This is a genomic window from Asaia sp. As-1742 (assembly GCF_011753235.1).
GTDB lineage: Bacteria > Pseudomonadota > Alphaproteobacteria > Acetobacterales > Acetobacteraceae > Asaia > Asaia bogorensis_B.
Genome location: NZ_VWWA01000001.1, coordinates 555,874 through 579,084 on the forward strand (window position 1 = coordinate 555,874; position 23,211 = coordinate 579,084).

The 23,211-nt window shown below is 58.7% G+C and carries 22 protein-coding genes and 1 pseudogene; 7 read left to right on the forward strand and 16 right to left on the reverse strand.

Annotated elements, in window-relative coordinates:
- Positions 1-4: 4 nt before the first annotated feature.
- The 5 genes from F3J08_RS02380 to pdxH all read right to left on the reverse strand — a co-directional run bounded on the left by F3J08_RS02380 (position 5) and on the right by pdxH (position 5,564).
- Positions 5-931: a lauroyl acyltransferase gene (locus F3J08_RS02380; RefSeq protein WP_166928270.1), complete on the reverse strand. Its 927-nt coding sequence runs from the start codon at positions 929-931 to the stop codon at positions 5-7.
- Positions 932-940: 9 nt separating this feature from the next.
- Positions 941-1,927 carry a tetraacyldisaccharide 4'-kinase gene (gene lpxK, locus F3J08_RS02385; protein ID WP_166928331.1) on the reverse strand — a complete coding sequence of 329 codons (987 nt, stop codon included), beginning with the start codon at positions 1,925-1,927 and terminating at the stop codon, positions 941-943.
- Complete coding sequence (locus F3J08_RS02390) at positions 1,924-3,918, reverse strand: glycosyltransferase N-terminal domain-containing protein (RefSeq protein WP_166928271.1); 1,995 nt, start codon at positions 3,916-3,918, stop codon at positions 1,924-1,926. The genes lpxK and F3J08_RS02390 overlap by 4 nt, the downstream gene beginning before the upstream one ends.
- 71 nt (positions 3,919-3,989) lie before the next feature.
- Positions 3,990-4,877, reverse strand: coding sequence for a universal stress protein (locus F3J08_RS02395; RefSeq protein WP_166928272.1), 888 nt, complete (start codon positions 4,875-4,877; stop codon positions 3,990-3,992).
- A gap of 75 nt (positions 4,878-4,952) precedes the next feature.
- Positions 4,953-5,564 (reverse strand): pyridoxamine 5'-phosphate oxidase, encoded by a 612-nt coding sequence (gene pdxH / locus F3J08_RS02400; RefSeq protein ID WP_166928273.1) that lies wholly within the window; start codon positions 5,562-5,564, stop codon positions 4,953-4,955.
- A gap of 142 nt (positions 5,565-5,706) precedes the next feature.
- On the opposite strand from pdxH, the gene fabI reads away from it, so the two are divergent.
- Complete coding sequence (gene fabI / locus F3J08_RS02405; protein ID WP_122040009.1) at positions 5,707-6,549, forward strand: enoyl-ACP reductase FabI; 843 nt, start codon at positions 5,707-5,709, stop codon at positions 6,547-6,549.
- Between the two features lies 1 nt (position 6,550).
- On the forward strand, positions 6,551-7,651 hold the full coding sequence (gene aroC / locus F3J08_RS02410; RefSeq protein ID WP_166928274.1) for a chorismate synthase: 1,101 nt from the start codon (positions 6,551-6,553) through the stop codon (positions 7,649-7,651).
- 230 nt (positions 7,652-7,881) lie between these two features.
- Here the strand turns inward: aroC and F3J08_RS02415 are convergent, their stop codons facing one another.
- On the reverse strand, positions 7,882-8,310 hold the full coding sequence (locus F3J08_RS02415; RefSeq protein WP_166928275.1) for an OsmC family protein: 429 nt from the start codon (positions 8,308-8,310) through the stop codon (positions 7,882-7,884).
- A gap of 406 nt (positions 8,311-8,716) precedes the next feature.
- On the opposite strand from F3J08_RS02415, the gene F3J08_RS02420 reads away from it, so the two are divergent.
- Genes F3J08_RS02420 through F3J08_RS02430 form a run of 3 tightly spaced genes read left to right on the forward strand, consistent with a single transcriptional unit; the run spans position 8,717 to position 12,416 of the window.
- Entirely contained in the window at positions 8,717-10,570 is a 1,854-nt protein-coding gene (locus tag F3J08_RS02420; protein WP_205206672.1) for a ribonucleoside-diphosphate reductase subunit alpha, read from the forward strand.
- A complete protein-coding gene (locus F3J08_RS02425) occupies positions 10,561-11,394 on the forward strand; it encodes an META domain-containing protein (protein WP_166928277.1) in 834 nt (277 codons plus the stop codon). Before F3J08_RS02420 ends, F3J08_RS02425 begins: the two co-directional genes overlap by 10 nt.
- Positions 11,391-12,416, forward strand: a complete 1,026-nt coding sequence (locus F3J08_RS02430) for a ribonucleotide-diphosphate reductase subunit beta (RefSeq protein WP_062164769.1) — start codon at positions 11,391-11,393, stop codon at positions 12,414-12,416. Before F3J08_RS02425 ends, F3J08_RS02430 begins: the two co-directional genes overlap by 4 nt.
- Before the next feature lie 786 nt (positions 12,417-13,202).
- Here the strand turns inward: F3J08_RS02430 and F3J08_RS02435 are convergent.
- The 4 genes and pseudogenes from F3J08_RS02435 to F3J08_RS02450 form a co-directional block, all read right to left on the reverse strand.
- On the reverse strand, positions 13,203-13,712 hold the full coding sequence (locus tag F3J08_RS02435; RefSeq protein WP_166928278.1) for a hypothetical protein: 510 nt from the start codon (positions 13,710-13,712) through the stop codon (positions 13,203-13,205).
- A 316-nt stretch (positions 13,713-14,028) separates the two neighbouring features.
- Positions 14,029-14,658, reverse strand: a complete 630-nt coding sequence (locus F3J08_RS02440) for a hypothetical protein (protein ID WP_166928279.1) — start codon at positions 14,656-14,658, stop codon at positions 14,029-14,031.
- A 407-nt stretch (positions 14,659-15,065) separates the two neighbouring features.
- Positions 15,066-15,820 (reverse strand): annotated as a pseudogene (locus F3J08_RS02445) (IS5 family transposase); the annotation flags it as partial.
- A 71-nt stretch (positions 15,821-15,891) separates the two neighbouring features.
- Positions 15,892-16,713 carry a tRNA1(Val) (adenine(37)-N6)-methyltransferase gene (locus F3J08_RS02450; protein ID WP_166928280.1) on the reverse strand — a complete coding sequence of 274 codons (822 nt, stop codon included), beginning with the start codon at positions 16,711-16,713 and terminating at the stop codon, positions 15,892-15,894.
- A 185-nt stretch (positions 16,714-16,898) separates the two neighbouring features.
- Between F3J08_RS02450 and F3J08_RS02455 the strand changes: the two genes are divergently transcribed.
- Positions 16,899-17,936, forward strand: a complete 1,038-nt coding sequence (locus F3J08_RS02455) for a polyprenyl synthetase family protein (RefSeq protein WP_166928332.1) — start codon at positions 16,899-16,901, stop codon at positions 17,934-17,936.
- 101 nt (positions 17,937-18,037) lie between these two features.
- Here F3J08_RS02455 and murI read toward each other — a convergent pair whose 3' ends face one another.
- Together murI and F3J08_RS02465 are read right to left on the reverse strand one after the other, a co-directional pair.
- Entirely contained in the window at positions 18,038-18,865 is an 828-nt protein-coding gene (gene murI / locus F3J08_RS02460) for a glutamate racemase (protein WP_240149067.1), read from the reverse strand.
- 1 nt (position 18,866) lies between these two features.
- Positions 18,867-19,619, reverse strand: a complete 753-nt coding sequence (locus F3J08_RS02465) for an orotate phosphoribosyltransferase (protein ID WP_023978728.1) — start codon at positions 19,617-19,619, stop codon at positions 18,867-18,869.
- A gap of 175 nt (positions 19,620-19,794) precedes the next feature.
- Between F3J08_RS02465 and F3J08_RS02470 the strand changes: the two genes are divergently transcribed.
- Positions 19,795-20,031, forward strand: a complete 237-nt coding sequence (locus F3J08_RS02470) for a hypothetical protein (protein ID WP_023978727.1) — start codon at positions 19,795-19,797, stop codon at positions 20,029-20,031.
- Positions 20,032-20,240: 209 nt separating this feature from the next.
- On the opposite strand, the gene F3J08_RS02475 is transcribed toward F3J08_RS02470, so the two are convergent.
- From F3J08_RS02475 to F3J08_RS02490, 4 genes are read right to left on the reverse strand one after another with little or no spacing between them, the layout of a single operon-like run.
- Positions 20,241-21,557 (reverse strand): citrate synthase, encoded by a 1,317-nt coding sequence (locus tag F3J08_RS02475; protein ID WP_122040017.1) that lies wholly within the window; start codon positions 21,555-21,557, stop codon positions 20,241-20,243.
- A gap of 57 nt (positions 21,558-21,614) precedes the next feature.
- Positions 21,615-22,130, reverse strand: a complete 516-nt coding sequence (locus tag F3J08_RS02480; protein WP_166928282.1) for a histidine phosphatase family protein — start codon at positions 22,128-22,130, stop codon at positions 21,615-21,617.
- 14 nt (positions 22,131-22,144) lie between these two features.
- Positions 22,145-22,447, reverse strand: a complete 303-nt coding sequence (locus tag F3J08_RS02485) for a chorismate mutase (protein WP_122040019.1) — start codon at positions 22,445-22,447, stop codon at positions 22,145-22,147.
- On the reverse strand, positions 22,440-23,126 hold the full coding sequence (locus tag F3J08_RS02490; protein ID WP_122040020.1) for a metallophosphoesterase: 687 nt from the start codon (positions 23,124-23,126) through the stop codon (positions 22,440-22,442). Before F3J08_RS02490 ends, F3J08_RS02485 begins: the two co-directional genes overlap by 8 nt.
- Positions 23,127-23,211: the final 85 nt, after the last annotated feature.

Below are 23,211 nucleotides of genomic sequence, written 5' to 3' on the forward strand. Positions count from 1 at the left end.
ACCGTTAATTACGCCATTTTCTTGTATACAACTCTTTCGGCCAGCGACGATGGAGCCAGAGCCAGCTCCCAGGCTTCTCTGTAATCCATCGTTCCAGCTGGTCGTTGAGCCTCTGCGTGAGGCTGCCAATCTCATCGGTACGGCGCGCCTCGAGATCCGGATACAGGACGGGACCAACTTCCAGATGTAATCTGGCGGGGCCAAGCCGGACGATACGACCTGTGACGATCGGGCAGTCGTATTTCACGGCAAAGGCCGCAGCTGCGGAGGCTGTCATGGCAGGCAGATTGAAAAAGCGACATTCGATGCCGTCATTCATTTTCTGATCACCCAGAATACCGAGATGATGCCCCTGGGCGAGATGACGCAGCGCCAGACGGGCGCCTTTTGCGCCCTTAGCGAACATCGGTGTCTCGACCCCCATCGCGCGTGAACGCAGGGCGATGATGAGTCGGTTGATAAGTGGATTCCCCGCTGCGCGATAGAACGAGGCGAATGGGAGGCCGTGCCGCGCGACGACTGGCGGTAACATTTCCCAGTTGCCGATATGACCCGAGAAAAAGATGACAGGCCTGCCTGTGGCCCGCACGATCTCCAGCGCCTCGGCATTGCTGATGCTCCATCCGGGGCCGGAGGGAGTGTTCTGCTGCAATCGGGGCAAGTGGGGAAACTCCCCCAACGTGCGTCCCAGATTGTCCCACACATCTACGATGACAGTGGCGCGTTCCTCAGCCGTGAGGCGGGGAAGAGCCAGTGACAGGTTATTGTCGGCCACGCGGGAGACAGGCAGGCGCGGCCCGATGGTTCGCGCCACCCATCCCGCGAAATTGGACGCCATTGCGGCAGGCAGGGCGGACAGCGCTGCGAGGGCAAGGCGGGCCACCACGTATTCGGCACGGTGAAGGAATGTGATCGCGGGAGTGTCGCTCATGAGGCGGCTCTACACAGTTGCGAATAGCTGGTCCAGCAGGCGCTCGGGAGCTTCCGGATCGGCCCAGAGAAGTTCGACATCGATCACGCTGACATCGTCTCGCAGCCAGACGGGCAATTTGACCCAGTCCTTGCGTGTGGTCACGAGGGCGGTCCGCGGTTGACGGGCGAGAACTGACAGGCGTCGGCAGTCGCGCTCAGTATAGGCGTGATGATCATCGAAGGCGATGCTGCGCATAGGGGGGGCTCCGGCCTCGCGGAGCATATCGAAGAATTTCGAGGGGCGGCCTATCCCGGCGAAGGCGATAATTTGCTTGCCCTGTAGCCGCCTTATGGCGGCAGATGGAATAAGCCGTGCTGTCAGAGCGGTAATCGAGGGGGGCAGCAGGGTCGAGAGATTGACATCATCGCGCCCGATGATGATGACGCCATCGGCGCGCATAAGCCCTCGGCTGACAGGCTCGCGAAGTGGGCCGGCAGGGAGGGTCTGACCGTTACCCAGCCCGACCGCTCCGTCCACGGTGACGAGCCGCATGGTCTGGCGCAGAGTCGTGTTTTGCAGGCCGTCATCCATGACAAGGCATGTCGCGCCAGCTTCCGTGGCGAGCCGAGCGGTTTCGGCTCGGTTGCCACCAATCCAGACAGGAAAATCCTGCGCCAGCATGAAGGGCTCGTCACCCACGTCCTGCGCGGTGTGGTGATGGACATCAACACGCAGCGGGCCTTTCAGCCTTCCGCCGTAACCGCGGCTCAAGATGTGCGGGCGCTCATCCCGAGCGACGAGCCGCGCCGCCAGATCCCGCACGAGTATGGTCTTGCCAGTGCCACCCACGCTGAGGTTGCCACAGCAAAGAACTGGCAAACTCGCCGTAGCGGGGCGTGCGCGTGATGCCCTGACGAAGCCTACGGTATCGAAAACGAGCGATACCGGCTTGAGAGCGCGAGCCTGCCAACCGGGCACTGTTTTCTGCCAGAATGCCGGGGGGGAGAGTTTCAGGCGCACAGTGTCTCGATCTTTTCGGCCAGCCTGAGCGCCACTTCATGTCCCGACCCGATGGTCTCTTTTGCGCGGCAGGCGCGGTCTTTCCACGACAAGGGATCGGTCAACACCTCTACTATCCAGTCAGCAAGTTGCGTATCGTCATGTATAGTCGCAACGAGCCCCTGCAGTTGCCTGAAGGCGGGATGAAAATTGTCATGGTAAGGCCCGGTTGCGAGTGGCACATCGAGCCTCGCCCCTTCAAACGGGTTATGCCCTCCACCAGGGGCCGTCAGGGAATTGCCAATGAACGCGCAGTCAGCCAGGCGGTAGAACAATCCCAGCTCGCCGAGCGTGTCGGCAATCCAGAACGCATCATGTGCAGTGGGCTCGGCGCCCGTGCTGCGTCGCGGTGCCGCCGGGGAGGTGAGCGTGGCAATGTCTGCACCTCGTATCGGATGTCTGGGCGCGATGATCGTCAAGAGATCAGGAAACTGCCCCTGCGCCAGGCGGGCCGCGCGCAGGATAATTTCGTCCTCACCGGGGTGGGTCGATGCCGCGAGGAAGACCGGACGCCCCGCGATCATGCGTTCAATCCTGTTCAGCTCGATGGGGTCTACTGGCGGCGGGGGCGCATCCTGCTTGAGGTCACCCAGGCACACGACATCCTTCACCCCAAGGGCACGGAAATGCCTGCCGTCCTCCTCGCCTCGCGCAGCCACAAAAGCCAGACGGCGAAACAGGGGCGGGGCTATGCGGCTTGCCTTGTGCCAGCGCTGCCGCGACTTTTCCGAAAGGCGACCATTAAGCACACCCACAGGAATGGCGCGGCGTGTGCAGGACAGGATCAGGCCCGGCCAGAGTTCGCTATCGGTCAGCAGTAATGCCGCGGGTTGCCAGTGATCGAGAAAGCGTCGCGTCCACAAAGGCGTGTCATAGGGGATGAACTGATGAATGATGCGCGCATCCCTGTGTGCGGCCTGGGCAAGATAGTGGGCGACAATATCAGCGCCGCCGATCGTGGCGCTGGTAAGAAGGAAGTGCCAGTTCGGGTTGCGCGTTGCCAGCGTCTCGATCAGGGGGAGGATGGAGTGGGTTTCCCCAACGCTCGCGGCATGGAGCCACAGAACCTGTCCGGCCGGACGCGCCAGATTCGTCCGTCCTCGTCGCTCGGGGAGGCGTTCACGTCGCTCCTTGCCGCGCCTGAGGCGAATGAGCATCATCGCTCGCAAACCCGGCGTCAGAGCCAGGCCCAGCAAATGCCAGAGATGGTCGGGCAGGGTAAGACGGCCGGCAGAGAGATAGTGCTCAGCCCTTGCGGAAAGGTCTTTCAGATCTCTCTCGATTGCCTCGGGGGTAGCGTCTCCCTTTCGGGGGGCACCGTAGAGCATGTAACCGCGTCCGAATGGCAAGGGGACACGCAGCCCATCCCAACTCGGCAGGCGAAGCGAAGTGCAGGCCCCGCCGATGGGAATCAGGGGGCTGCCAGACAATCGCATCAGAGCCGGGGTACCGGGCTGAACCTTTTCGGCGGGGCCGCGTGGGCCGTCCGGCGTTATGGCAAAGACGGCACCATTCTTGATCGCCCTGACAGATTCGCGCAGGGCGCGACTGCCCCCCTTGTTCTTGCCCTGACGATCACTTGACCCTTCGACCCCGGTAATCCCCCAAGGGGCCACAAGGTCGTTGATGAAACGTCCATCGCGGTTGCGGCTGATCATGACCCCAAAATTGAGGGCAGGGTTTTGGCGATGTCCCCAGCGACACATGGCTGGCAGAAAGAGCAGGGAGCGGTGCCAGCAGGCCGTTATGCAGCCATCGACTGGTCGATCAGGACTTTGAAGCAGGGATGGGAGGGATTCCGGCGCACCGCTGAAACACCAGCGTATGGTGGCCTGGGTGAAGCCCAGATAGGTGCGTGCCAGTGTCAGAAGGAGGCGCTCGGCGCTTGAGCGGCCCGGATGCCTGGTCTGGCATTCGGTCTGGAGCTCTGGCTCAAGACGGTTCATTCGGCGCCTGAAAGGAAGTCACCCATACCGCGCCGGTAGCATGTCCGGTGCGGTATGGCAAAAATCACGCCTCAACGGCTCATGAGAACGGTTATGCCTGCGTGTTCAAGCACGTGACGGGTGGCGCCACCCATGATCATCTGGCGCAACCTGGAGTGTGAATAGGCCCCCATCGTGAGCATGTCGGCGCTAAAATCCGCGCAGGCGGCAAGGATACCCGCGCCGACATCACGCTCGATTCCCTTGAAATTCCTGATCTCGGCATTCACGCCGTGCAGCTTGAGATAATCCTGCACGGTATCTGCTTCGGGCCCGCGCCGATGATAATCGACGCTGGTGAGGATCTGCACGGCCTCGGCCTGTTTGGCATAAGGGAGAGCCCCGCGCAGGGCTGAGGCCGCTTCCGCAGTGCCATTCCAGGCAATACACAGGCGCTTGCCCGAACTGACAGGTGGCGTCGGAGGGGCGATAACCAGCGGGCAGCCGCTATCATAAAGCACCGCATGCAGGACTTCCGAGGCACGGGCGTTATCGTTAGGCCCAAGATGCGGCATAAGGGTGAGGTCCGACAGGCGTGCCCGCCAGGTCACGGCCTCGTGTTCCGATCCCGTCAGAAATTCGAGGGAGGCGCTCAGTCGCGAATGGGCGAGGGGGTCGTTCTCGAGAAAACCCTGCTTGGGCTCGATGTCATTGTCGCGAATGAACGCATCAAATTTGAGCCGAACCTGAAGCATGCGGCGATGCGCCTCATGCTCGGCCGCCTCCATCATCTCGTTGATCATCGCACTCGAGAGGCCCTCGCCTGTGAGCGCTGCCATCTCGTTAGGATCGTCACCCACAAGTACGGTTGAGAGGTGGGCATTGAAGGCGCGTGCATGAAGCAGGCCGACACGTAGAACGGCATCGATATTGCCTGCGCCATTGAGCGGGACGAGGATGTTTCTGACGTCGTTGGCCATGGGTAATCTCACTGCATAGGAATGTTTCTGGGCGGGATGGGCGGAGCCCTGCTGATCCGCCCGCAAAAGGTCGGGTCAGGGATAAAGCCGGGTCACAGCCCAGTCATTTTCCTCGCGCGTCCACGTGGCGCGGTCGTGCATGCGATAGGGGCGGTCCTGCCAGAACTCGATCTGTCGGGGTACAAGGCGGAACCCAGACCAGTTTGCGGGGCGCTCGGGCTCCCTCCCTTCGAAACGCGCTGTCACCACCTCTATGCGTTTCTCAAAATCAGCGCGCTCGGCGAGCGGCCGCGACTGGTCGGAGGCGATGGCACCAATACGGGAATTGCGGCTGCGGCTGGCGAAGTAACGATCGGCCTCCTCTGCACTCACAGGCTCGACCGGACCCTCGATGCGGATCTGACGGCGGAGGGATTTCCAGTGAAAGAGCAGTGCCGCATTTGGATTGCTCAGCAGCTCACCACCCTTGCGGCTCTCGAGGTTGGTATAGAACACAAAACCCCGCTCATCCGCGCCCTTGAGGAGGATCATGCGGACGGAGGGAATACCCTCGGGTGATGCGGTGGCGAGCGCCATGGCATTGGGGTCATTTGGCTCGCTGGCCTCGGCTTCCTTCATCCACTCGGCAAAGAGAACAAAGGGGTCTGCGTCGAGCGGGATAAGGGGGAGGGTGGTGTTATCAGTCATGACAGGGTTTCTCCTGTGTCATTTCGATGCGTTCTCGTTGCCACGCCTAACGTGCCATCTCCACACTTGTTTGCGCGGCAGGCATGTGCGACGTAGCGGAACATTCTTATTTCTTTCTCTGACATTAACCGGGATCTGCCTCATGTCCACCGCTTCGTTCGATCTCCCCACAGGGACGCTGATGGCGGGCAAGCGCGGCCTTGTGATGGGCGTCGCCAATGACCGCTCCATCGCCTGGGCCATCGCCTCTGCCTGCGCCGCACAGGGGGCTGAGCTCGCTTTCACCTATCAGGGCGAGGCACTGGGCAAGCGCGTCAAACCGCTTGCTGAAAGCGTTGGCGCGTCTCTGGTTATTCCCTGTGATGTCAGTGACGATGCCGATATCGACCGTGCTTTCGATGAGATCGAAAAGGCATGGGGCAAGATCGATTTCGTGGTTCACGCCATTGGCTGGGCAGACAAGCAGTTTCTGCGCGGGCGCTATGTCGATACGCCTCGCGATGCCTTTCTGAAGGCGATGGATATTTCCTGCTTCTCCTTCACAGCGGTTGCGCGCCGGGCTGCGGCCCTGATGACCGATGGCGGTTCACTCCTGACCCTGTCCTATCTGGGCGCGGAACGTGTCATGCCTCATTATAATGTGATGGGCGTGGCCAAGGCGGCGCTCGAAGCTTCGGTTCGTTACATGGCCGCGGATCTTGGCAAGGACAACATCCGCGTGAATGCGATCTCTGCCGGGCCGATCATGACATTGGCCGCCAATGGCATCGGCGATTTCCGCTACATTCTGCGCTGGAACCAGCTTAATGCGCCGATGGAGCGCAATGTGTCGCTCAAGGATGTAGGGGGTTCGGGCCTCTATTTCCTTTCTGACCTCTCATCGGGCACAACAGGCGAGATACATCACGTCGATTGCGGCTATCATGTGGTGGGTATGAAGAATCCGACCGCGCCCGATATCGCTGTCGCATCCTCAGAAGGCTGATATGTCGGATAACAGCTTCGGGACGCTGTTTCGTGTCACGACCTGGGGCGAGAGCCACGGGCCGGCCATTGGCTGCGTCGTCGATGGCTGCCCGCCCGGTATCACCCTGAACGAGGGTGACATCCAGCCCTGGCTGGATCGACGCAGGCCCGGACAGTCCAAATTCACCACCCAGCGCCAGGAGGCGGATCAGGTCCGTATCCTCTCCGGCGTGTTCGAGGGCAGGACGACCGGCACGCCGATTGCGCTCATGATCGAGAATACGGATCAGCGCTCGAAAGACTATTCGGATATCGCATCGCGCTATCGCCCCGGCCATGCCGACGTTACCTACGACCTGAAATACGGTCACAGGGATTATCGTGGGGGCGGACGCTCATCGGCCCGAGAGACAGCCTGTCGTGTCGCGGCGGGCGGTGTTGCGCGGCGTGTGATCGAGACCCTGCTGGGCGAGATGGCGACCATACGCGCCGCATTGGTGCAGATTGGCGGCCTTGCGATCGACAGGGCGCGGTGGGACTGGAATGAAGTGAATCGCAATCCCCTGTTCTGTCCTGACCCGGTTACGGCGGTCGAATGGGAGGGTCTGCTTTCCAGCGTGCGCAAGGAAGGATCGTCCATCGGCGCGCTGGTTGAAGTTGTTGCTGAGAACTTCCCGGCGGGCCTTGGTGCGCCGCTCTATGGCAAGCTGGACGCCGACATCGCCTCCGCCCTCATGGGCATCAACGGCGTGAAAGCAGTCGAGATTGGCGAGGGCATGGGCGTTGCGGCGTTGCGGGGTGAGGAGAACGCCGATCCGATGCGCATGCGTGATGGCGCGCTTCATTTCGAAGGAAACCGGGCGGGCGGTATTCTGGGCGGCATCTCGACTGGCCAGCCTATCACCGCACGTTTCGCGATCAAGCCGACCAGTTCAATTCTGGTGCCGGTACCCTCGGTCAACCGTCAGGGTGAGAATATCGATGTCATGACAAAGGGCCGCCATGACCCGTGCATCGGTATTCGCGCGGTGCCCGTAGCCGAGGCTATGCTGGCTTGTCTGCTCGTAGACCACATCCTGCGTGACCATGCTCAGAACAGCTGGCATCGCGCCCGCGATTAGGGGTCACTCTCCAGCGGATGCTGTACGCCGGGGCTTAACCCCACACGTGGGGTAGATCGAGTCCGATGGCAGGTCGATCGAACACTCAGCCGAATGAGGTGAGGCGTTCCACGATCCGCCATCACTGCTCCGGCGCACCTCCGGGCTCACCCAAGCGTTGTCGCGAACCACGCGCACGTATCGGAGCTCGAGGGAGGGGGTGTCAGGCTGGCAGTCGCCAGCCCGACGGTTCAGACCAGCGTGGCAGACAGGGTGATATCAGCCTTGAAAAGCTGCGAGACGGGACAGCCATTCTTGGCCTTCGTGGCGAGCTCTTCAAACTTTGCCTGATCGGCGCCGGGGACGGTGCCCTTGAGGTCGAGATGGATGGCAGAAATTTCGAAACCGCCCTCGGTCTTGTCGAGCGAGACAGTTGCCTTGGTTTCGAGCGACGTTGCCGTGAGGCCGGCATCGCCGAGGATCATGGAGAGTGCCATGGTGAAGCAGCCGGCATGCGCCGCACCGATCAGTTCCTCCGGGTTCGTGCCGGGCTTGTCCTCGAATCGCGTGTTGAAGCCATAGGGCTGGCTGGAGAGCGCACCGCTCTGCGTCGAGATCGTACCCTTGCCGTCCTTCAGGCCACCGCTCCACTGGGCGCTGGCAGTTTTCTTGATCGTCATGTGCAAGTCCTCCTGCTGGATTCCGGACGCAGAAGCCTCCGGTTGTTCAGCCAACGCAGGGGCCGGGGAATTGTTCACCTGTAACGCTGTGACATCATCGCAACGCCGGGAGCGTACCGTAAAAAAAGCGGCTTGGGGGAACTCCATGTTCTCCAAGGGCTTCTGCCCCTGTCAACACCATATGTAGTGCCGAGGGCAAAATTTAACCCGATATATTGCTTGTCTGGCAGGCGCGACTTGCGCCAAGAGGACACTCGGAAATTGCGATACCAAACTCGATTTGATCCTGGGGAGATGGCCCGTGAGCCTGCTAGACGACACGATCCGTGAGCCTGTTTCAGCGACGGCTGATGTTCTGCCTGAGCCCTGTGACCGCGCTCCCCAGGAGATCGAAGCCGAGCCGGATATGTTCGATGATGTCGTTCAGCTTGAGGGCCATCACCCTGTCCGGGTCAATCGGTCGCGTGATTCGCTTCTGACGGATTTCGGCCGGGCGACGCTCGATAACCGCTATCTGCTGCCGGGTGAGCACTATCAGGACCTTTTTGGTCGTGTCGCCTCGTATTACGGTGCCGATGCCGCCCATGCACAGCGCCTTTATGACTACATTTCACAACACTGGTTCATGCCCGCGACCCCGGTTCTGTCCAACGGGGGAACGTCACGTGGTTTGCCGATCTCGTGCTTCCTGAACGAGGCCGATGACAGCCTGCGTGGCATTGTGGACCTCTGGAACGAGAATGTCTGGCTGGCCTCCAAGGGTGGCGGCATTGGCTCTTACTGGGGTAACCTGCGCTCGATCGGCGAGAATGTCGGCAAGAACGGCAAGACCTCGGGTGTCATTCCGTTCATTCGCGTCATGGACAGCCTCACACTTGCCATTTCGCAGGGCTCGCTGCGTCGCGGTTCGGCGGCGGTCTATCTGCCCGTCTGGCATCCCGAGATCGAGGAATTCGTCGAGATGCGCCGCCCGACCGGTGGTGACCCTAACCGCAAGGCCCTCAATCTGCATCACGGTGTGCTGCTCACCGACGACTTCATGCGCGCCGTGGAGAAAGATGAGGAATGGGGCCTGCGCTCGCCCAAGGACATGTCTGTCATCCGCAGCATTCCGGCACGTCAGCTCTGGATCCGTATCCTTACGGCCCGCATGGAGCAGGGTGAGCCCTACATCATCTATTCCGATCATGTGAACAAGGCGCGCCCCGAGCATCACAAGCTTGCCGGGCTTGAGGTCAAGACCTCCAATCTCTGCGCGGAAATCACGCTGCCCACCGGGCTCGATCACCACGGCAAGAACCGTACCGCCGTATGCTGCCTCTCCTCGCTCAATCTCGAGACATGGGATGAGTGGAAGGACAACCCGCAATTCATTGAAGACGTCATGCTCTTCCTTGATCGCGTGTTGCAGGATTTCATTGACCGCGCGCCCGATGACATGGAGCGCGCCCGCTACGCCGCCATGCGCGAGCGTTCGGTCGGGCTTGGGGTCATGGGCTTCCATTCCTTCCTGCAGGCGCGCAGCATCCCGTTCGAGAGCGTGATGGCGCGTGTGTGGAACAAGCGCATCTTCCAGCACATCAAGGTGCAGGCCGACGCGGCCTCCAAGCATCTTGCCGAGCTGCTCGGGCCATGCCCCGATGCCGAGGAATACGGCATTATGGAGCGTTTCTCGAACAAGATGGCGATTGCCCCCACAGCTTCGATCTCGATCATCGCAGGCAATGCCAGCCCCGGTATCGAGCCGATCTCGGCCAATGTGTTTTTGCAGAAAACCCTCTCGGGCTCGTTCACCGTGCGCAACCGCCATTTGCTCAAGTTGCTGGAGCAGAAGGGGTATAACAACGATGCGGTTTGGTCATCGATCACCCTGAACAAGGGTTCTGTGCAGCATCTCGACTTCCTGACGCAGGATGAAAAGGATGTTTACAAGACGGCATTCGAGCTGGATCAGCGCTGGGTGATCGAACATGCGGCTGATCGCGCCGGGTTCATCTGTCAGGCGCAATCCATCAACGTGTTCCTGCCTGCCAATATTCACAAGCGCGACCTGCATCAGATCCATTTCCTTGCATGGAAGCGTGGCGTGAAGTCGCTTTATTACTGCCGTTCGCTCTCGATCCAGCGCGCTGACGCGGTCAGTGATATGGCGCTCAAGAACAATATTCTCGAGGACGAGGACTACAGCAGCGACGCGGCCGAGGCTGCCAAGAAGCCCGCAGCGACGACGAGCTATGAGGAATGTCTGTCATGTCAGTGAAGCATTCGCTTTGTGCGGTGGCGCTGCTGACAGGCACACTCACAGCAGGCTCCGCTGGTAACTGGTGTGCTATTGCGGCGGAAGCTCCGACCCCTGCGTCCGAGGTGAAACAGACCGTCGTGAAGGGGGTGGTCGTTACACCTGCCGGGATGATCATACCGAAAGGCGCGATGATCACGGTGCGGCTGGATGATGTGAGCCTGGCCGATGCTCCCTCGGTGACGCTTGGCAGGACAGAGTTCACGCCGGTTGGCAAGTCGCCCTATGGCTACGCGCTACATTACGATGCGCAGCACCTGACGGCCGGACACCGTTATACGCTGCACGCTGCCATACGCCAGAATGGCAAGCTGATTGCCATAAGCAAGACCGCCAATATGGAAGCGGGCGCTGTGCCGTCTGACACGACGGTGACAGTCGAGTCCATCAGCCAGCCTGTGCCCCAGCCCGTTGCCGATGCGTGGGCGATCACGGAAATTGGCACGCAGAAGGTTGATCCTGCAGCGCCTGCCTTCATGGTCATACGTGCCGATGGTGCGCTGTCTGGCACAGGCGGATGCAACCGGATGATGGGGCATGTGGTTGCCGACGCGACCCATTTCACCTTTGGCCCGACGGCGGGAACACGCATGGCCTGCCCGGGTGTGCGCATGACGCAGGAAGATGCCGTGTTCAAGGCCATGCAGAGCGTCCGTGCTTGGCGCAGGGAAGGCGATCGCCTGATCCTGAGTGACGATCACGGCGTGGCTGCGCTGACATTGCAGGAAAATCAGGGCCGGACCGATTCCGGCCCGCAGACAGAACGGAGCAGGAAGAGCCCATGAGCGAGACACAGAACGCCGGCGCGCCGCTCGCCGAAGAACAGCATTTTGACCTGATGACCGCCAACCCGGTCTATAAGCCTTTCCGCTACCCCTGGGCTTATGACGCATGGCTGATCCAGCAGCGTGTTCACTGGCTGCCTGAGGAGGTGCCTCTGGCCGATGACGTGAAGGATTGGCATCGCACACTGAGCGAGGGCGAGCGCCATCTTGTCACGCAGATCTTCCGGTTTTTCACGCAGGCCGACGTCGAGGTGAACTCGGCGTATATGAAGTATTACAGCCAGGTCTTCAAACCGACCGAAGTGCTGATGATGCTGTCATCGTTCTCGAATATCGAAACGATTCATATCGCTGCCTACTCGCATCTTCTTGATACGATCGGTATGCCGGAAACAGAGTATTCGGCATTCCTGAAGTACAAGGAGATGAAGGACAAGTATGATTTCATGCAGTCCTTCAACATCAACAACAAGCGTGAAATCGCGAAGACCATGGCAGCGTTCGGCGCTTTCATGGAAGGGCTGCAGCTTTTTGCCTCCTTCGCGATCCTGCTGAACTTCCCCCGCTTCAACAAGCTCAAGGGGATGGGGCAGATCGTTTCCTGGTCGGTGCGCGATGAAACGCTGCACTGCCTGTCCATGATCCGCCTGTTCCGCACCTTCGTGCGTGAAAACCGCGAGATCTGGACAGAGGATTTCCGCGCCGAACTCGCCGAGATCTGTGCGACGACGGTTGAGCATGAGGATGCCTTCATCGATCTCGCTTTCGAGATGGGCGATGTCGAAGGCCTGAGCGCTGATCAGGTGAAGCGTTATATTCGCTTTATCGCCGATCGTCGCATGACGCAGCTTGGTCTCGATCCCTTCTATGGCATCGAAGAGAACCCGCTGCCCTGGCTCGATGACATGCTGAATGCGGTGGAACACGCCAATTTCTTCGAAAACCGTTCGACGGAATACTCCCGTGCTTCGACGTCGGGATCCTGGGAAGAAGCTTTCGAAGCGGACGTTTTCGCTTCCTGACGGTTTCGGTGGGGGTAACTCCCCCCACCACAGCACGTCTTAAACTCGCTGCGACGCCCATAAACGTCCCAATATATCATCGTGTACCTGACCCGGAGCACGGATAACCTGAAGCCCCCATCATGGAGTACCGAGCTTCTGGACGATGGTAGTGTTATTGCATACTTCGACACGGTTTAATGCCATCGGCAGTTCGGCCACAGGGAATTACGGACACCTGACTACGCGGGGAACATTTTGGCTGTGCTCGATCAAAATGATCTCATTGGGGAAAAATCGATCGCGTAGGGGTATATGGCCTGCACAGGGTAAACGGACCCGTTTTCCAGTTTGGGTCGTTAGCAAAAGATTATAGGCCTAGGCCTTTTATCCCTGACGCGGTGGGAATGCCCGAGCAGGGGAATCGCTGCCCATAACCATAAATTTATGGTTATTATCGAATTCCGTAAAGACGCCATGTCTGGAATTGGGAGGTCCAAGAGTATTAGCCCCGCACTCACGCTGATATGCAAAAAATATGTACAATAAGAAAACGATTATCGGGATCGACTTTTGGCTTTTTTAAGTGTTATTATTGAGGGGAGATATTTTCCCGACTCCGGCTATGCAAACATCCAATTTTATCCCCGCAGCGTCTGCGAGGCCTGTGACCTAAAAGCCGGCTCAGCCCTCGGTCACTTACATGTCTTTTACTGAGTCATGCTTCAGATAGGTGCCTGCTAACTAGGGAGCGCTCAGTTGCCTCGGCCTCGCGCCCTGTTGGACTGGCATTTGGACTTGTAACTGTCAGCCGCCGTGCCGTGCCGGGGCGGAAAGGAGGGAGTGCAGTTGGGTCGAAACGGTCTGGCTTCCTGCCTGGATATGGCATTGACCAATCTGGGTATGTCCGTTCGTTTCGGGCGCGGGAATCAATACGACGGACTCAAATGTTTGATCGCTTTTACAATCCAGCCATACATCTCCTCCCGGGAAGACTACGACGAAGCCAAGTCGGCTCGCGACGACATAACCACGTTCATCTATGCCCGCATTGAAGTGTGCCATCCATGCTTCTGAGCGGCTTTCGACAAGACGAAAAACAGAAGATCTATCGTAGCACTTATCAAGATCAACATTTCCGTCTCGTATGACGAGAAAATACTCAGATCCGTCAAAACATGATTTTAGATAGAGATCACCTGCATCGATCGTGATGTGTACAGGTATACATCCTGATTCCGGAAATATCAGATGCTGCCCTTTTAGGCATTTATTCTTAACATCGTAGACAAGCATAAGGCCGTGGAAAGAGAGCAAATTACAACGACTCTGATTCCGAAACATGTAGTCACGTTTTCGGCCCACAGCCGGGGGTAATGTACAGGAGTCGAGCCACTTTAATACCATATATGATTCGTCCCTGTGATTTCGGCGTCTCAAGTGATATGATAAGCGCCCGGCGATCTTGCTGTCTTTGACCACGGCAAGATAGCTATCGCTGCGTTGACGTATTGTTTGCAACAATCTGTAGCAAAGTAATGGCTTTTTCTCTATGTATTTTTCGAGAATAAGTCGGATAGTGGCAGGGTGCGAACGCTTTATATCCGATATTACTTTGACAATACGGGGAATATCACATGTCAGACTGGCATTGATGATTTTTTTTCGTGTTGTTTGTTCCTGAAATAAAATCTACAATCCCGTGTCCTACATGAAATAGTTTTGCCTCGCTGACTCGATCAACGTGCTTGGCGATCATTGCAGCATGATGCGAATCAACTTCGTTGTGAGGATCGTATATAACGATGATGCGTGCCTTTACTTCCTGCTGACGTAGCCCCATGCCAAGCATGGCGTCCCGAAAATTTTCTTTCTCATATCTGTCTTCGATATGGTCGCATTCGTTCCGGTCTAATGACCATTTTGGAGACATTGCTAGGACTACGTCTGCATTGAGAGAGTCAGCGAGACGTATGGCCGCATGCCCCCCCATTGAACATCCGACTACGATGACTTTACTGATACCCGAGATCTCTCTCTGTATCACAGGAAGCCACTCGTTCTCCTCCTCCGAAATGAACCAGTAATCACGCTTCATAGTTACGCCGATCGCTGGAATTCTCGACTTGTTCAGGGGCGTCTCAGCGAAAAAGCCTGAGATCGCGTGTTGAGAAATACCAGCGGGACAGAAAGTAATAACTATATAATCCCCATGATATTCGTTCCTATGAACTACAATCTCTTTTCCTTCGAATAGGATCATTTCTGGCCGATCTCAAATATTTCATTTATATGAAAACCCTAAACTCGATTTAACATGGCGGGTCTCGTGCCTCCAAATGGTTGTATGCAACAAAGCATGTGGAATGACCTATCTCCTCAAGTCAGAAATTCCATGCTGGTGATATGGCTGATTGGCTTATCCGATAGTCGGACAGTAGGCGCAGCAGTCTTATCTGCGCATTTCAAACACTGACATTGGTTAAATGGGGGCTTGATTACCGCCTTAGCGGGTACGATGATTCATTTTGTCCGGGCACACGGGAGATCGAAGACGCCTATCTCCTCGGAAGCGCCGACGGATGATTGCCATGCGACATGTACTATCCCGCGGAGTGATGCGGTCCTTCTAGCCATGGTACAGACTGACCACGCTCGGCTCAGGACCCATAGCCAGAACATGACGGTTGCAGCGAGACAGATGGCTGGGAAGAAGACATTCGGGCGTCTGTCGTAGCGTGTTGCGACACGCCGCCAGTCCTTGGGGCGGCCGAACGTGATTTCGATGCTGTTGTGTCTGTTATATTTCCGCTTGTCGCAGTTGACTGGTTTTTCGCGGGATCTCCGCCCCGGAATGCGGAGCCTGAACCCTTTCTTTTCCAGCGCATCCCGAAACCAGTCAGCATCGTGGCCTCGGTCCGTCAGCATCCAATGTGCCATAGGGAGACTGTGCAGCGGAGCAGCAGCACCAATATATCTACTGATCTGCCCCGCAGTCTTAAAAAAAGCTCAACGGTCGTACGTTCTATCGGTAATCGCATGCAGCTTCGTAGTCATGCCACCTTTTGTCCGTCCAATCAGGCAGCCCAGATCCCCTTTCTCAACTGCAGGCCTGGAGCCGTACGGTACGCTTCGAGATAGGTCGCATTGATCATGATGGTCTGGGGCTCTGCTTTTCCGGTAGCCAGACCGTCCGTCATCTGGGCGAAGAGTCCCATAGCACCCCAGCGCTTCCACCGATTGTACAACGTTTTATATGGGCTGTATTCCCGAGGCGCATCACGCCAGCGCAAGCCATCACGGTTTACGATTATGATGCCGATTAACACGCGACGGTCAGCAACGCAGGGTTAGCCGTGGCTCTTGAGGAAAAAGGGCCGCAGATGATCCATCTGTTCGTCCGTCAGCCAAAACAGATCGATCATCTTCAGTCTCCTCGCAGAGCCTGAATTAGATTTCCGCAATCAAATCAATGGGTCATGAGCCTTAACTCGCCTCATGGAACAGTGATTGGGTTGACGTTGCGCAGAACCGCCTCACACTCGTCCGTGTAGCCGCCCTCCGGTCGGTGAAGCACGAGGCCAGGAAGAAGACGGAACGCGCCCTTGCCCCCCCATATCCCGCGTAAGAGGACGATCTTCGCTGCCCGTCCCTGTTTGGGCCAGAGCGGACAAAGAGTCAGGCTTCCGAACCCAGCCTGACGCATGGCCTCACAGGCTGTGTCAATAACAAAGGCCGGCAGAGCGAGTGTGAGGCTGCCGCCAGGAAGAACCCATTTTGACAGCGCGTCGATCCATGTGCTCCAGCCTCCTTCTGGCATGGTCATTGCCAGGCGGCGTCGAGCATCATCGGCCCCGGTATGATCGGCAGGGTGCCATGGAGGATTGGCCATGGCGTGGTGGAAGCGGCCATTGGCCCCCGGCGTTATCTGTCGCAGGGTAGGGGGGATGTCGGGCAGGCTGCCCTGAATGATCGAGACGCGGGCGCCCAGACCATTGGCCTCCATGTTCTTTATGGCGAGTCCGGCAGTAGCCCCATCGGCCTCGATACCTGCGCCGCTGGTCTCAGGACACCGCGTCATGAGGCAAAGCAGGCCGGCCCCTGCGCCGCATCCAGCCTCGAGAATGCTCTGGCCACGTCGGGCGGGCACGAAGGCGGCCATGAGTACTGGTTCTATGCCGGTGCGATAACCCTTTGTGAACTGGTGATACTGCACACGTTGGTCGAGCAGATAACCGGGCATCGTTTCGATTGTATTGATTGCGGCAGCATCAGCTTTGAGGGTTGCCGGGTTGACCGGGGCCGTCCTGCCGCTCATATGGATTTGACTGTCAGAGGGCCGGTTCTCCGGTCTGAATGGCTCATGCATGAAATCCGGTTTCTGTCTCGGTGTCCTGTTACGCCGTGCGGGGTGTCGGCTCGTGCCTTATACTGCATCAGGGTCGTCAGTGGCCAAGTAGGAAGTGGAGAGTTGCCTTGGGTGGTGCCGACAGCCTGGCCGATATGAAGGCCGAGCAAAACAACAGTGCAGCCGTGCCCGTCAATGGCGAGCGCTCAGCCCTTAACGCCCTTTCCGACTTTCTCAAGGATGACATGGAGGCCTGCAACCGCGAGATTGTCGCGCGTATGCAAAGCCCGGTCCCGCTTATCCCCCAATTGGGCGCCCATCTGGTCGCCGCTGGTGGCAAGAGGCTGCGCCCGTTGCTCACCCTCGCATCGGCGCGTCTGTGTGGCTATGAGCCCTCGCCCGAGAACCAGCGTCATGTCGGGCTGGCCGCCTGTGTCGAGTTCATCCATACGGCCACATTGCTGCATGACGACGTGGTGGATGAAAGCACGTTGCGCCGTGGCCTTGCCTCCGCCAATGCCGTGTTCGGCAACAAGGCCTCGGTGCTGGTAGGCGATTTCCTGTTTGCTCGTTCGTTCCAGCTGATGACCGCCGATGGCTCCCTCAAGGTCATGGCCATTCTTTCGGCCGCCTCGGCTACGATTGCCGAAGGCGAGGTGTTGCAGATGGCGACACAGAACGATCTGTCCACACCGATCGAGAAATATCTGGAGGTCATTCACGGCAAGACGGCTGCGTTGTTTGCTGCCGCATGCCGGGTAGGCGCCGTGGTGGCCGCACGCCCGGAGAGCGACGAGAATGCGCTCGAGGCCTATGGCACCAATCTGGGCATGGCGTTCCAGCTTGTCGATGACGCGCTCGATTATGCGGCCGACCAGCAGGTGCTGGGCAAGACCGTCGGCGATGACATGCGTGAGGGCAAGATTACCCTGCCTGTGCTGACGGCTTTCCAGGCTGGCGACGAGGCTGATCGTGCGTTCTGGCTGCGTGTGATCGAAACCGGTGAGCAGACCGATGAGGATCTGCCGCACGCGCTCGCCCTTATCGAGAAAACGGGGGCCATCCAGACGACGCTGGATCGGGCGCAGCTTTATGCAGATGCGGCTATCGAAGCCCTGTCGTCTTTCCCTGACAGCCCGATCCGGCAGCTCATGATCGACGCAGCCTCCTATACGGTCAGCCGCGCCAACTGACTGAAGAGACGGGGGAGCAGAGAGCTTTCCCGTTGTTACCTGTTGTCAGGCAGGTCGCGCCTCATCCGCTCGGCCGCGAAGTCGGTCCAGAGCGCCCCTGTTCAGGATACGGGGGTTGCGTCCAGAACCGTGATATCCTGATACCCCAAGCGAGCAATGGCGCGCCTCAGGGCCTGTTCATCCGCGGCTGGGCCAGTCAGGCAGAGCGATTCTGGCGCGGCGCTGGCCGAACGATCTGACACCCGCATTTCAAGCACGTGATTGACCTGTCGGGCGACCGCAAAAGCGGGGTCGAGCCAGTTGATGTCCGGTGGGCACAGGCGCAGGAAAGCATTGCTTAGGAACGTGTAATGGGTGCAGCCCAGTCCGATTGTATCAATCCGGGCGCCATTGGGCGCCTCGAACAGATGCCGCAGTTCCTGGGCTACCAGATTGTCATCGATCGGACGGCCCAGGAAGGCCTGTTCCGCCAGATCGGCAAGGGTACGGGCCCCGTGCACGATCATCTCGCAATCGGCGGCGAACGTGTCGCGCAGGCTACGCAGATAGGGGCGACGTGCCGTGCCTCGTGTGGCCAACAGGCCGAAAACCCGTGTCTGACTGACGCGTGCCGCCCAGCGGACGGGGGGCACGCAGCCCACGAAGGGCACATCGAAACGAGCGCGCAGGGCGTCGAGGGCGATGGTGCTGGCGGTATTGCATGCAATCAGCACGACATCGGGGTGAAGTCGGGCAATACGCTCTTCCATGAGCGCTAGGATGCGCGTGACGAGGACGGCATCGTCCTGTTCGCCGTAAGGAAAAAGCGCGTTATCGGCCAGATAGTCGATCAGGGTGCCGGGCGGCAGGGTGGTGCGCAGAGCCTGCACCACCGCAAGACCGCCTATGCCCGAGTCAAAAGCCAGAACGCGACCCGGATCGGTGGGCAAGTCAGCCTTCCGCCTTGGCCTTGAGGGCTGCAGCTTCCTCGGCGCTGCCGACACCGCCATGTGCCTTGGACCAGCCGCAGGGATCCTCAAGGAAGCGACGCACCTCATGAATGTCGCTCTCGGAGAAATAATTCGCGCCGGAGCAGGCCTCAAGCACATCCCACCAGGTGCAGAGCGAATGAAGCGAGACATTCATGTCGGCAAGCGTCTTCTGTGCGCCGGGGAACACACCGTAAAAGAAGACGACAAAGGTGTGATCGACAATGGCACCCGCCGAACGCAGGGCATTGGCAAAGCGGACCTTGGACGCGCCGTCCGTGGTGAGGTCTTCGACCAGTAGGGTGCGCATCGATTCCGGGACGTCGCCCTCGATCTGCGCGTTGCGGCCAAAGCCCTTGGGCTTTTTGCGGACATAGGCCATCGGCGCCATCATCCGGTCGGCGATCCAGGCAGCAAAGGGGATACCGGCGGTTTCACCGCCGACAACGCACTCGATGCTCTCATAGCCGATGTGGCGGCCGATCTTCTCGACAGCAAGTTCGACAATCTTGGCGCGTGCGCGCGGGAAGAAGATGATCTTGCGGCAATCGATATAGACCGGCGATTTCCAGCCTGAGGTCAGGGTGTAGGGCTCGTCAGGGCGGAAATTGATCGCCTTGATTTCCAGAAGGATGCGCGCTGTGGTCAGGGCTGCATCCCTGTCCCACTGGGTCTGGCGAACCGCACCACCGTTGATCTCGTTGCTGAGAGCCATCTCTTGTCACTCCATGATCTTTAGCCGTGCAGGATTATCCGGCCTTCGCGAGAAAAGTAAGACAAATAAGCAGAGAAAACGCTCCCGTGAGTGCGATAGGCTACGCTTGCATTTACCATCGGAAAAGATTTACAATGCAGCAATTGATAATAATTCTTAACTAGGATCTGTTTGCGTGACTGTTGATCTCAACCGCATTTCCCGAAAGTGCGAACGCGCCGTCATCACGGCGTATGAAGAGTTGCGGGAAGTGGGTCAGCCTGACATCCAGGCTTTCACCGCATGCACGACCCTTTACCGTATTCATCATCCCGAAGCGTCCATCAATGAGGCGCGCCGTCTGGTGTCGGAATGGATTGATCATCACATCGTGCGTCAGGACAAGGGCGCGACGCCGGGCTGTGATTGCTGACGGCTGAAATATCCGGGCAGGTACTAGCTGAGCGGAGTGCTGGGTGACAGCCTCTGCTTTCCGGCGGTCTGAGTGATCCGCGAGGATCGCGAACATCACCTCTCTGGAAGGGGAGGCGCTATAAAAGATTTTTGTCCTGCAACTGGTCGGGCGCTTGGAAAAAAAACCGGAGCATTACTCCGGTTTTCTCCCTTTTCACCTGAATGAATTCAGCTTCGTCGGCAAAGTGGTACGTAATCGCGACGGGTTTGTCCGATATAGAGTTGGCGTGGCCGTCCGATACGCTGACCGGGCTCCTCGATCATTTCACGCCACTGACTGACCCAGCCCACGGTACGGGCCACTGCGAAAAGCACGGTGAACATCGAGGTCGGGATACCCATCGCCTTCAGTATCAGCCCTGAATAGAAATCGACATTCGGGTAGAGGCGGCGCTGCACGAAATAGGGATCGTTGACGGCGATACGTTCGAGTTCGGCAGCAAGATCGAACATCGGATCGTGCTTGAGACCAAGCTCTGCCACGACCTCGTGATAGGTCTGCTCCATGATCTTCGCACGTGGATCGAAGTTCTTGTACACGCGGTGGCCGAAGCCCATCAGCCTTACGCCGCTCTCACGGTTCTTCACCTGAGTGATGAAGGCCGGGATGTTTTCCTTAGATCCGATCTGGGAAAGCATGCCCAGAACGGCCTCATTGGCCCCGCCATGCGCAGGCCCCCAGAGCGCGGCGATACCGGCTGCGATACAGGCAAACGGGTTCGAGCCGGTCGAGCCCACGAGGCGCACCGTCGAGGTTGAGGCGTTCTGTTCGTGATCGGCATGCAGGATCAGGATGCGGTCGATGGCGCGGGCCAGAACCGGGTTGACCTTGTACTCGGCATTCGGCTTGGCAAACAGCATCTTCAGGAAGTTTTCCGAGAAGGTCAGGCTGTTGTCAGGGTAAACGAATGGTTCACCGACCGTGTATTTATAGGCCCAGGCAGCGATGGTTGGTACCTTGGCGATCAGACGGCGGGTGGAAAGGTCACGCGAGGCTTCGTGTGAGATATCCACGGCGTCGGGGTAAAAGGCTGAAAGCGCAGCCACGGTTCCGCACAGGATGGCCATCGGATGAGCATCGCGGCGGAAACCGTTGAAGAAGTTGCGGATCTGCTCATGCAGAAGCGCTTGCTCCTTGAGATCGTGCTGGAAACGGTCGTAATCCGCCCGGTTCGGGAGTTCGCCATAGACGAGGAGATAGGCTGTTTCAGTGAAACTGGCCTCGGTGGCGAGCTGCTCGATGGGATAGCCCCGGTGCAGCAACACGCCCTCATCACCATCGATGAAGGTGACAGCGCTACGGCAGGAAGCCGTCTCGCCATAGCCGGGATCGAACGAAAACATTCCGGTCTCGGCGGTGAGTTTGCGGATATCCATCACGTCGGGGCCCATCGTACCCTTCATGATGGGGAATTCGGCAGAGCGCTCGCCTATGCTGAGGGCCGCCGTTGCGGAGATGGGTCCGTTGGTATCGTGTTCAGCCATAAGAAACGCCTTACGAATTGTGCCGGACAGGGGCAATCAACATATGGGTGATGAGCTTCAGGGGTGAATGACGGCATTGAGCCCGGCGGTGTTGGGAGACAACCCAGCCCAGTCCGAGGCTACTGTGAACAATGTTGCGGTGCCGGGCTCATACGATTTCATCAATTCGCGAGCGATCGGCCCATCAATAGCGTCGCTCGCAAGATGGCGGCATGTCTGAGCTATCGCAGGGTTGTGACCCACGATGATCAATGTCCCGACCGTCCGGGGCGTTTCACGCAGCAGCTCAAGGAAGCCATAGAGGTCGAGATCATACAGGGCATCCAGACCGAGAGAGACACAGGTATCAGGGAGGGAGTCAGCAATGGCAGCCGCGGTCTGCGTCGTACGTGATGCCGTGCTGTGCCACAAATTGGCCCGGTCCAGCGGGATCTCCAGCGCTGCAATCCTGTGAGCAAGGCTACGGGCCTCCTGTTCACCTTCGGCGGTAAGAACGCGTTGACGATCGCTCCCGCCCGGTATTTCGGGTGAGGCGCTGGCGTGCCTGACAAGAATAAGATGATGAGAAGTCATGCAGGCTCCGCCATTCAGCGCGGGCTACGCCCGGCGATTGAGTCGTGATGACGGATCACCTCCTTGATGATGAAAGCAAGGAACTTTTCCGCGAAGTCCGGATCGAGGCGCGCCGACAAGGCAAGCTGGCGCAGGCGCTCGATCTGTCTCGCTTCACGGGAGGGATCCGCGGCGGGGAGGCCTGCACGGGCCTTGAGTTCGCCAACTGCCTGTGTCTGACGGAAGCGTTCTGCCAGCATGTGGATCAGGGCGGCATCAATATTGTCGATGCTTTGGCGATGCTGCTCAAGAAGGGCACGGGTTTCGATTTCAGACATCCAGATCAATCCAGGCAAGATGGCCGCCTTTGCCGGCGCCAAGGTCGGTAAATATCGCACGCCCCCCGTTACGCCCGTCGCGTATCCAGGGTCGTCCGTCGGTCGAGCGTCGGTCATGGCCACAATAGACGACATGCCCTGCGGGAATATGGTCGATCCAGCGCAGGCGTCGCTCGGGATAGCCATCGGGCTGCATTCTTCCCGTGGTCTCGCCAAAGAGCGCGCGCGACAGCAGGGAACTCATGCTCCCAAGGGCGGGAGGCGGGGCTTCCACAAGCATGTCGGTATGGAAGCCGCCATGCACAAAGATAAGCGTGTCATGGACGATCCATGCGGGTGCGGCAGCGATCGCCTCATAGGCGCGTTCCCGCAACCCGGCCTGAACAGGCCCGGACAGTTGATGCAGTGTCTCCTCCAGAGGGGGATCACGGCGCAGCCTGCGTCCTTCAAGCGCACGGCCCAGCTTGCGATCATGATTGCCGAGGATGAACAAGCCGCGCTCATCATCGATCAGATCGAGCATGAGCCTGAGCGTGCCTGCGCTGTCGGGACCATGATCGACCAGATCGCCCAGCTGGATGATGAACCGGTCGGTGGCGACAGCATGTTCAAAAGCGGTCAGGTCTCCATGCACGTCTCCCACCACGCGTATGCCGCGCCCGGCACTCAGCCTGGACAAGTCGGGAGGAGGGGGGGGAGAGACGTTAATCTTCGGAGCCTTTCAGTGATTTCACATAACTAAACCGCCAGTATGGGGCGCATTT

What these genes read in the sequence shown, in the direction of transcription:
- F3J08_RS02380 (WP_166928270.1), bottom strand. Translation starts at nt 931, where the DNA reads ATGAGCGACACTCCCGCGATCACATTCCTTCACCGTGCCGAATACGTG.
- F3J08_RS02390 (WP_166928271.1), bottom strand. Translation starts at nt 3,918, where the DNA reads ATGAACCGTCTTGAGCCAGAGCTCCAGACCGAATGCCAGACCAGGCAT.
- F3J08_RS02395 (WP_166928272.1), bottom strand. Translation starts at nt 4,877, where the DNA reads ATGGCCAACGACGTCAGAAACATCCTCGTCCCGCTCAATGGCGCAGGC.
- pdxH (WP_166928273.1), bottom strand. Translation starts at nt 5,564, where the DNA reads ATGACTGATAACACCACCCTCCCCCTTATCCCGCTCGACGCAGACCCC.
- fabI (WP_122040009.1), top strand. Translation starts at nt 5,707, where the DNA reads ATGTCCACCGCTTCGTTCGATCTCCCCACAGGGACGCTGATGGCGGGC.
- aroC (WP_166928274.1), top strand. Translation starts at nt 6,551, where the DNA reads ATGTCGGATAACAGCTTCGGGACGCTGTTTCGTGTCACGACCTGGGGC.
- F3J08_RS02415 (WP_166928275.1), bottom strand. Translation starts at nt 8,310, where the DNA reads ATGACGATCAAGAAAACTGCCAGCGCCCAGTGGAGCGGTGGCCTGAAG.
- F3J08_RS02420 (WP_205206672.1), top strand. Translation starts at nt 8,717, where the DNA reads ATGTTCGATGATGTCGTTCAGCTTGAGGGCCATCACCCTGTCCGGGTC.
- F3J08_RS02425 (WP_166928277.1), top strand. Translation starts at nt 10,561, where the DNA reads ATGTCAGTGAAGCATTCGCTTTGTGCGGTGGCGCTGCTGACAGGCACA.
- F3J08_RS02430 (WP_062164769.1), top strand. Translation starts at nt 11,391, where the DNA reads ATGAGCGAGACACAGAACGCCGGCGCGCCGCTCGCCGAAGAACAGCAT.
- F3J08_RS02440 (WP_166928279.1), bottom strand. Translation starts at nt 14,658, where the DNA reads ATGATCCTATTCGAAGGAAAAGAGATTGTAGTTCATAGGAACGAATAT.
- F3J08_RS02450 (WP_166928280.1), bottom strand. Translation starts at nt 16,713, where the DNA reads ATGAGCGGCAGGACGGCCCCGGTCAACCCGGCAACCCTCAAAGCTGAT.
- F3J08_RS02455 (WP_166928332.1), top strand. Translation starts at nt 16,899, where the DNA reads ATGAAGGCCGAGCAAAACAACAGTGCAGCCGTGCCCGTCAATGGCGAG.
- F3J08_RS02465 (WP_023978728.1), bottom strand. Translation starts at nt 19,619, where the DNA reads ATGGCTCTCAGCAACGAGATCAACGGTGGTGCGGTTCGCCAGACCCAG.
- F3J08_RS02475 (WP_122040017.1), bottom strand. Translation starts at nt 21,557, where the DNA reads ATGGCTGAACACGATACCAACGGACCCATCTCCGCAACGGCGGCCCTC.
- F3J08_RS02480 (WP_166928282.1), bottom strand. Translation starts at nt 22,130, where the DNA reads ATGACTTCTCATCATCTTATTCTTGTCAGGCACGCCAGCGCCTCACCC.
- F3J08_RS02485 (WP_122040019.1), bottom strand. Translation starts at nt 22,447, where the DNA reads ATGTCTGAAATCGAAACCCGTGCCCTTCTTGAGCAGCATCGCCAAAGC.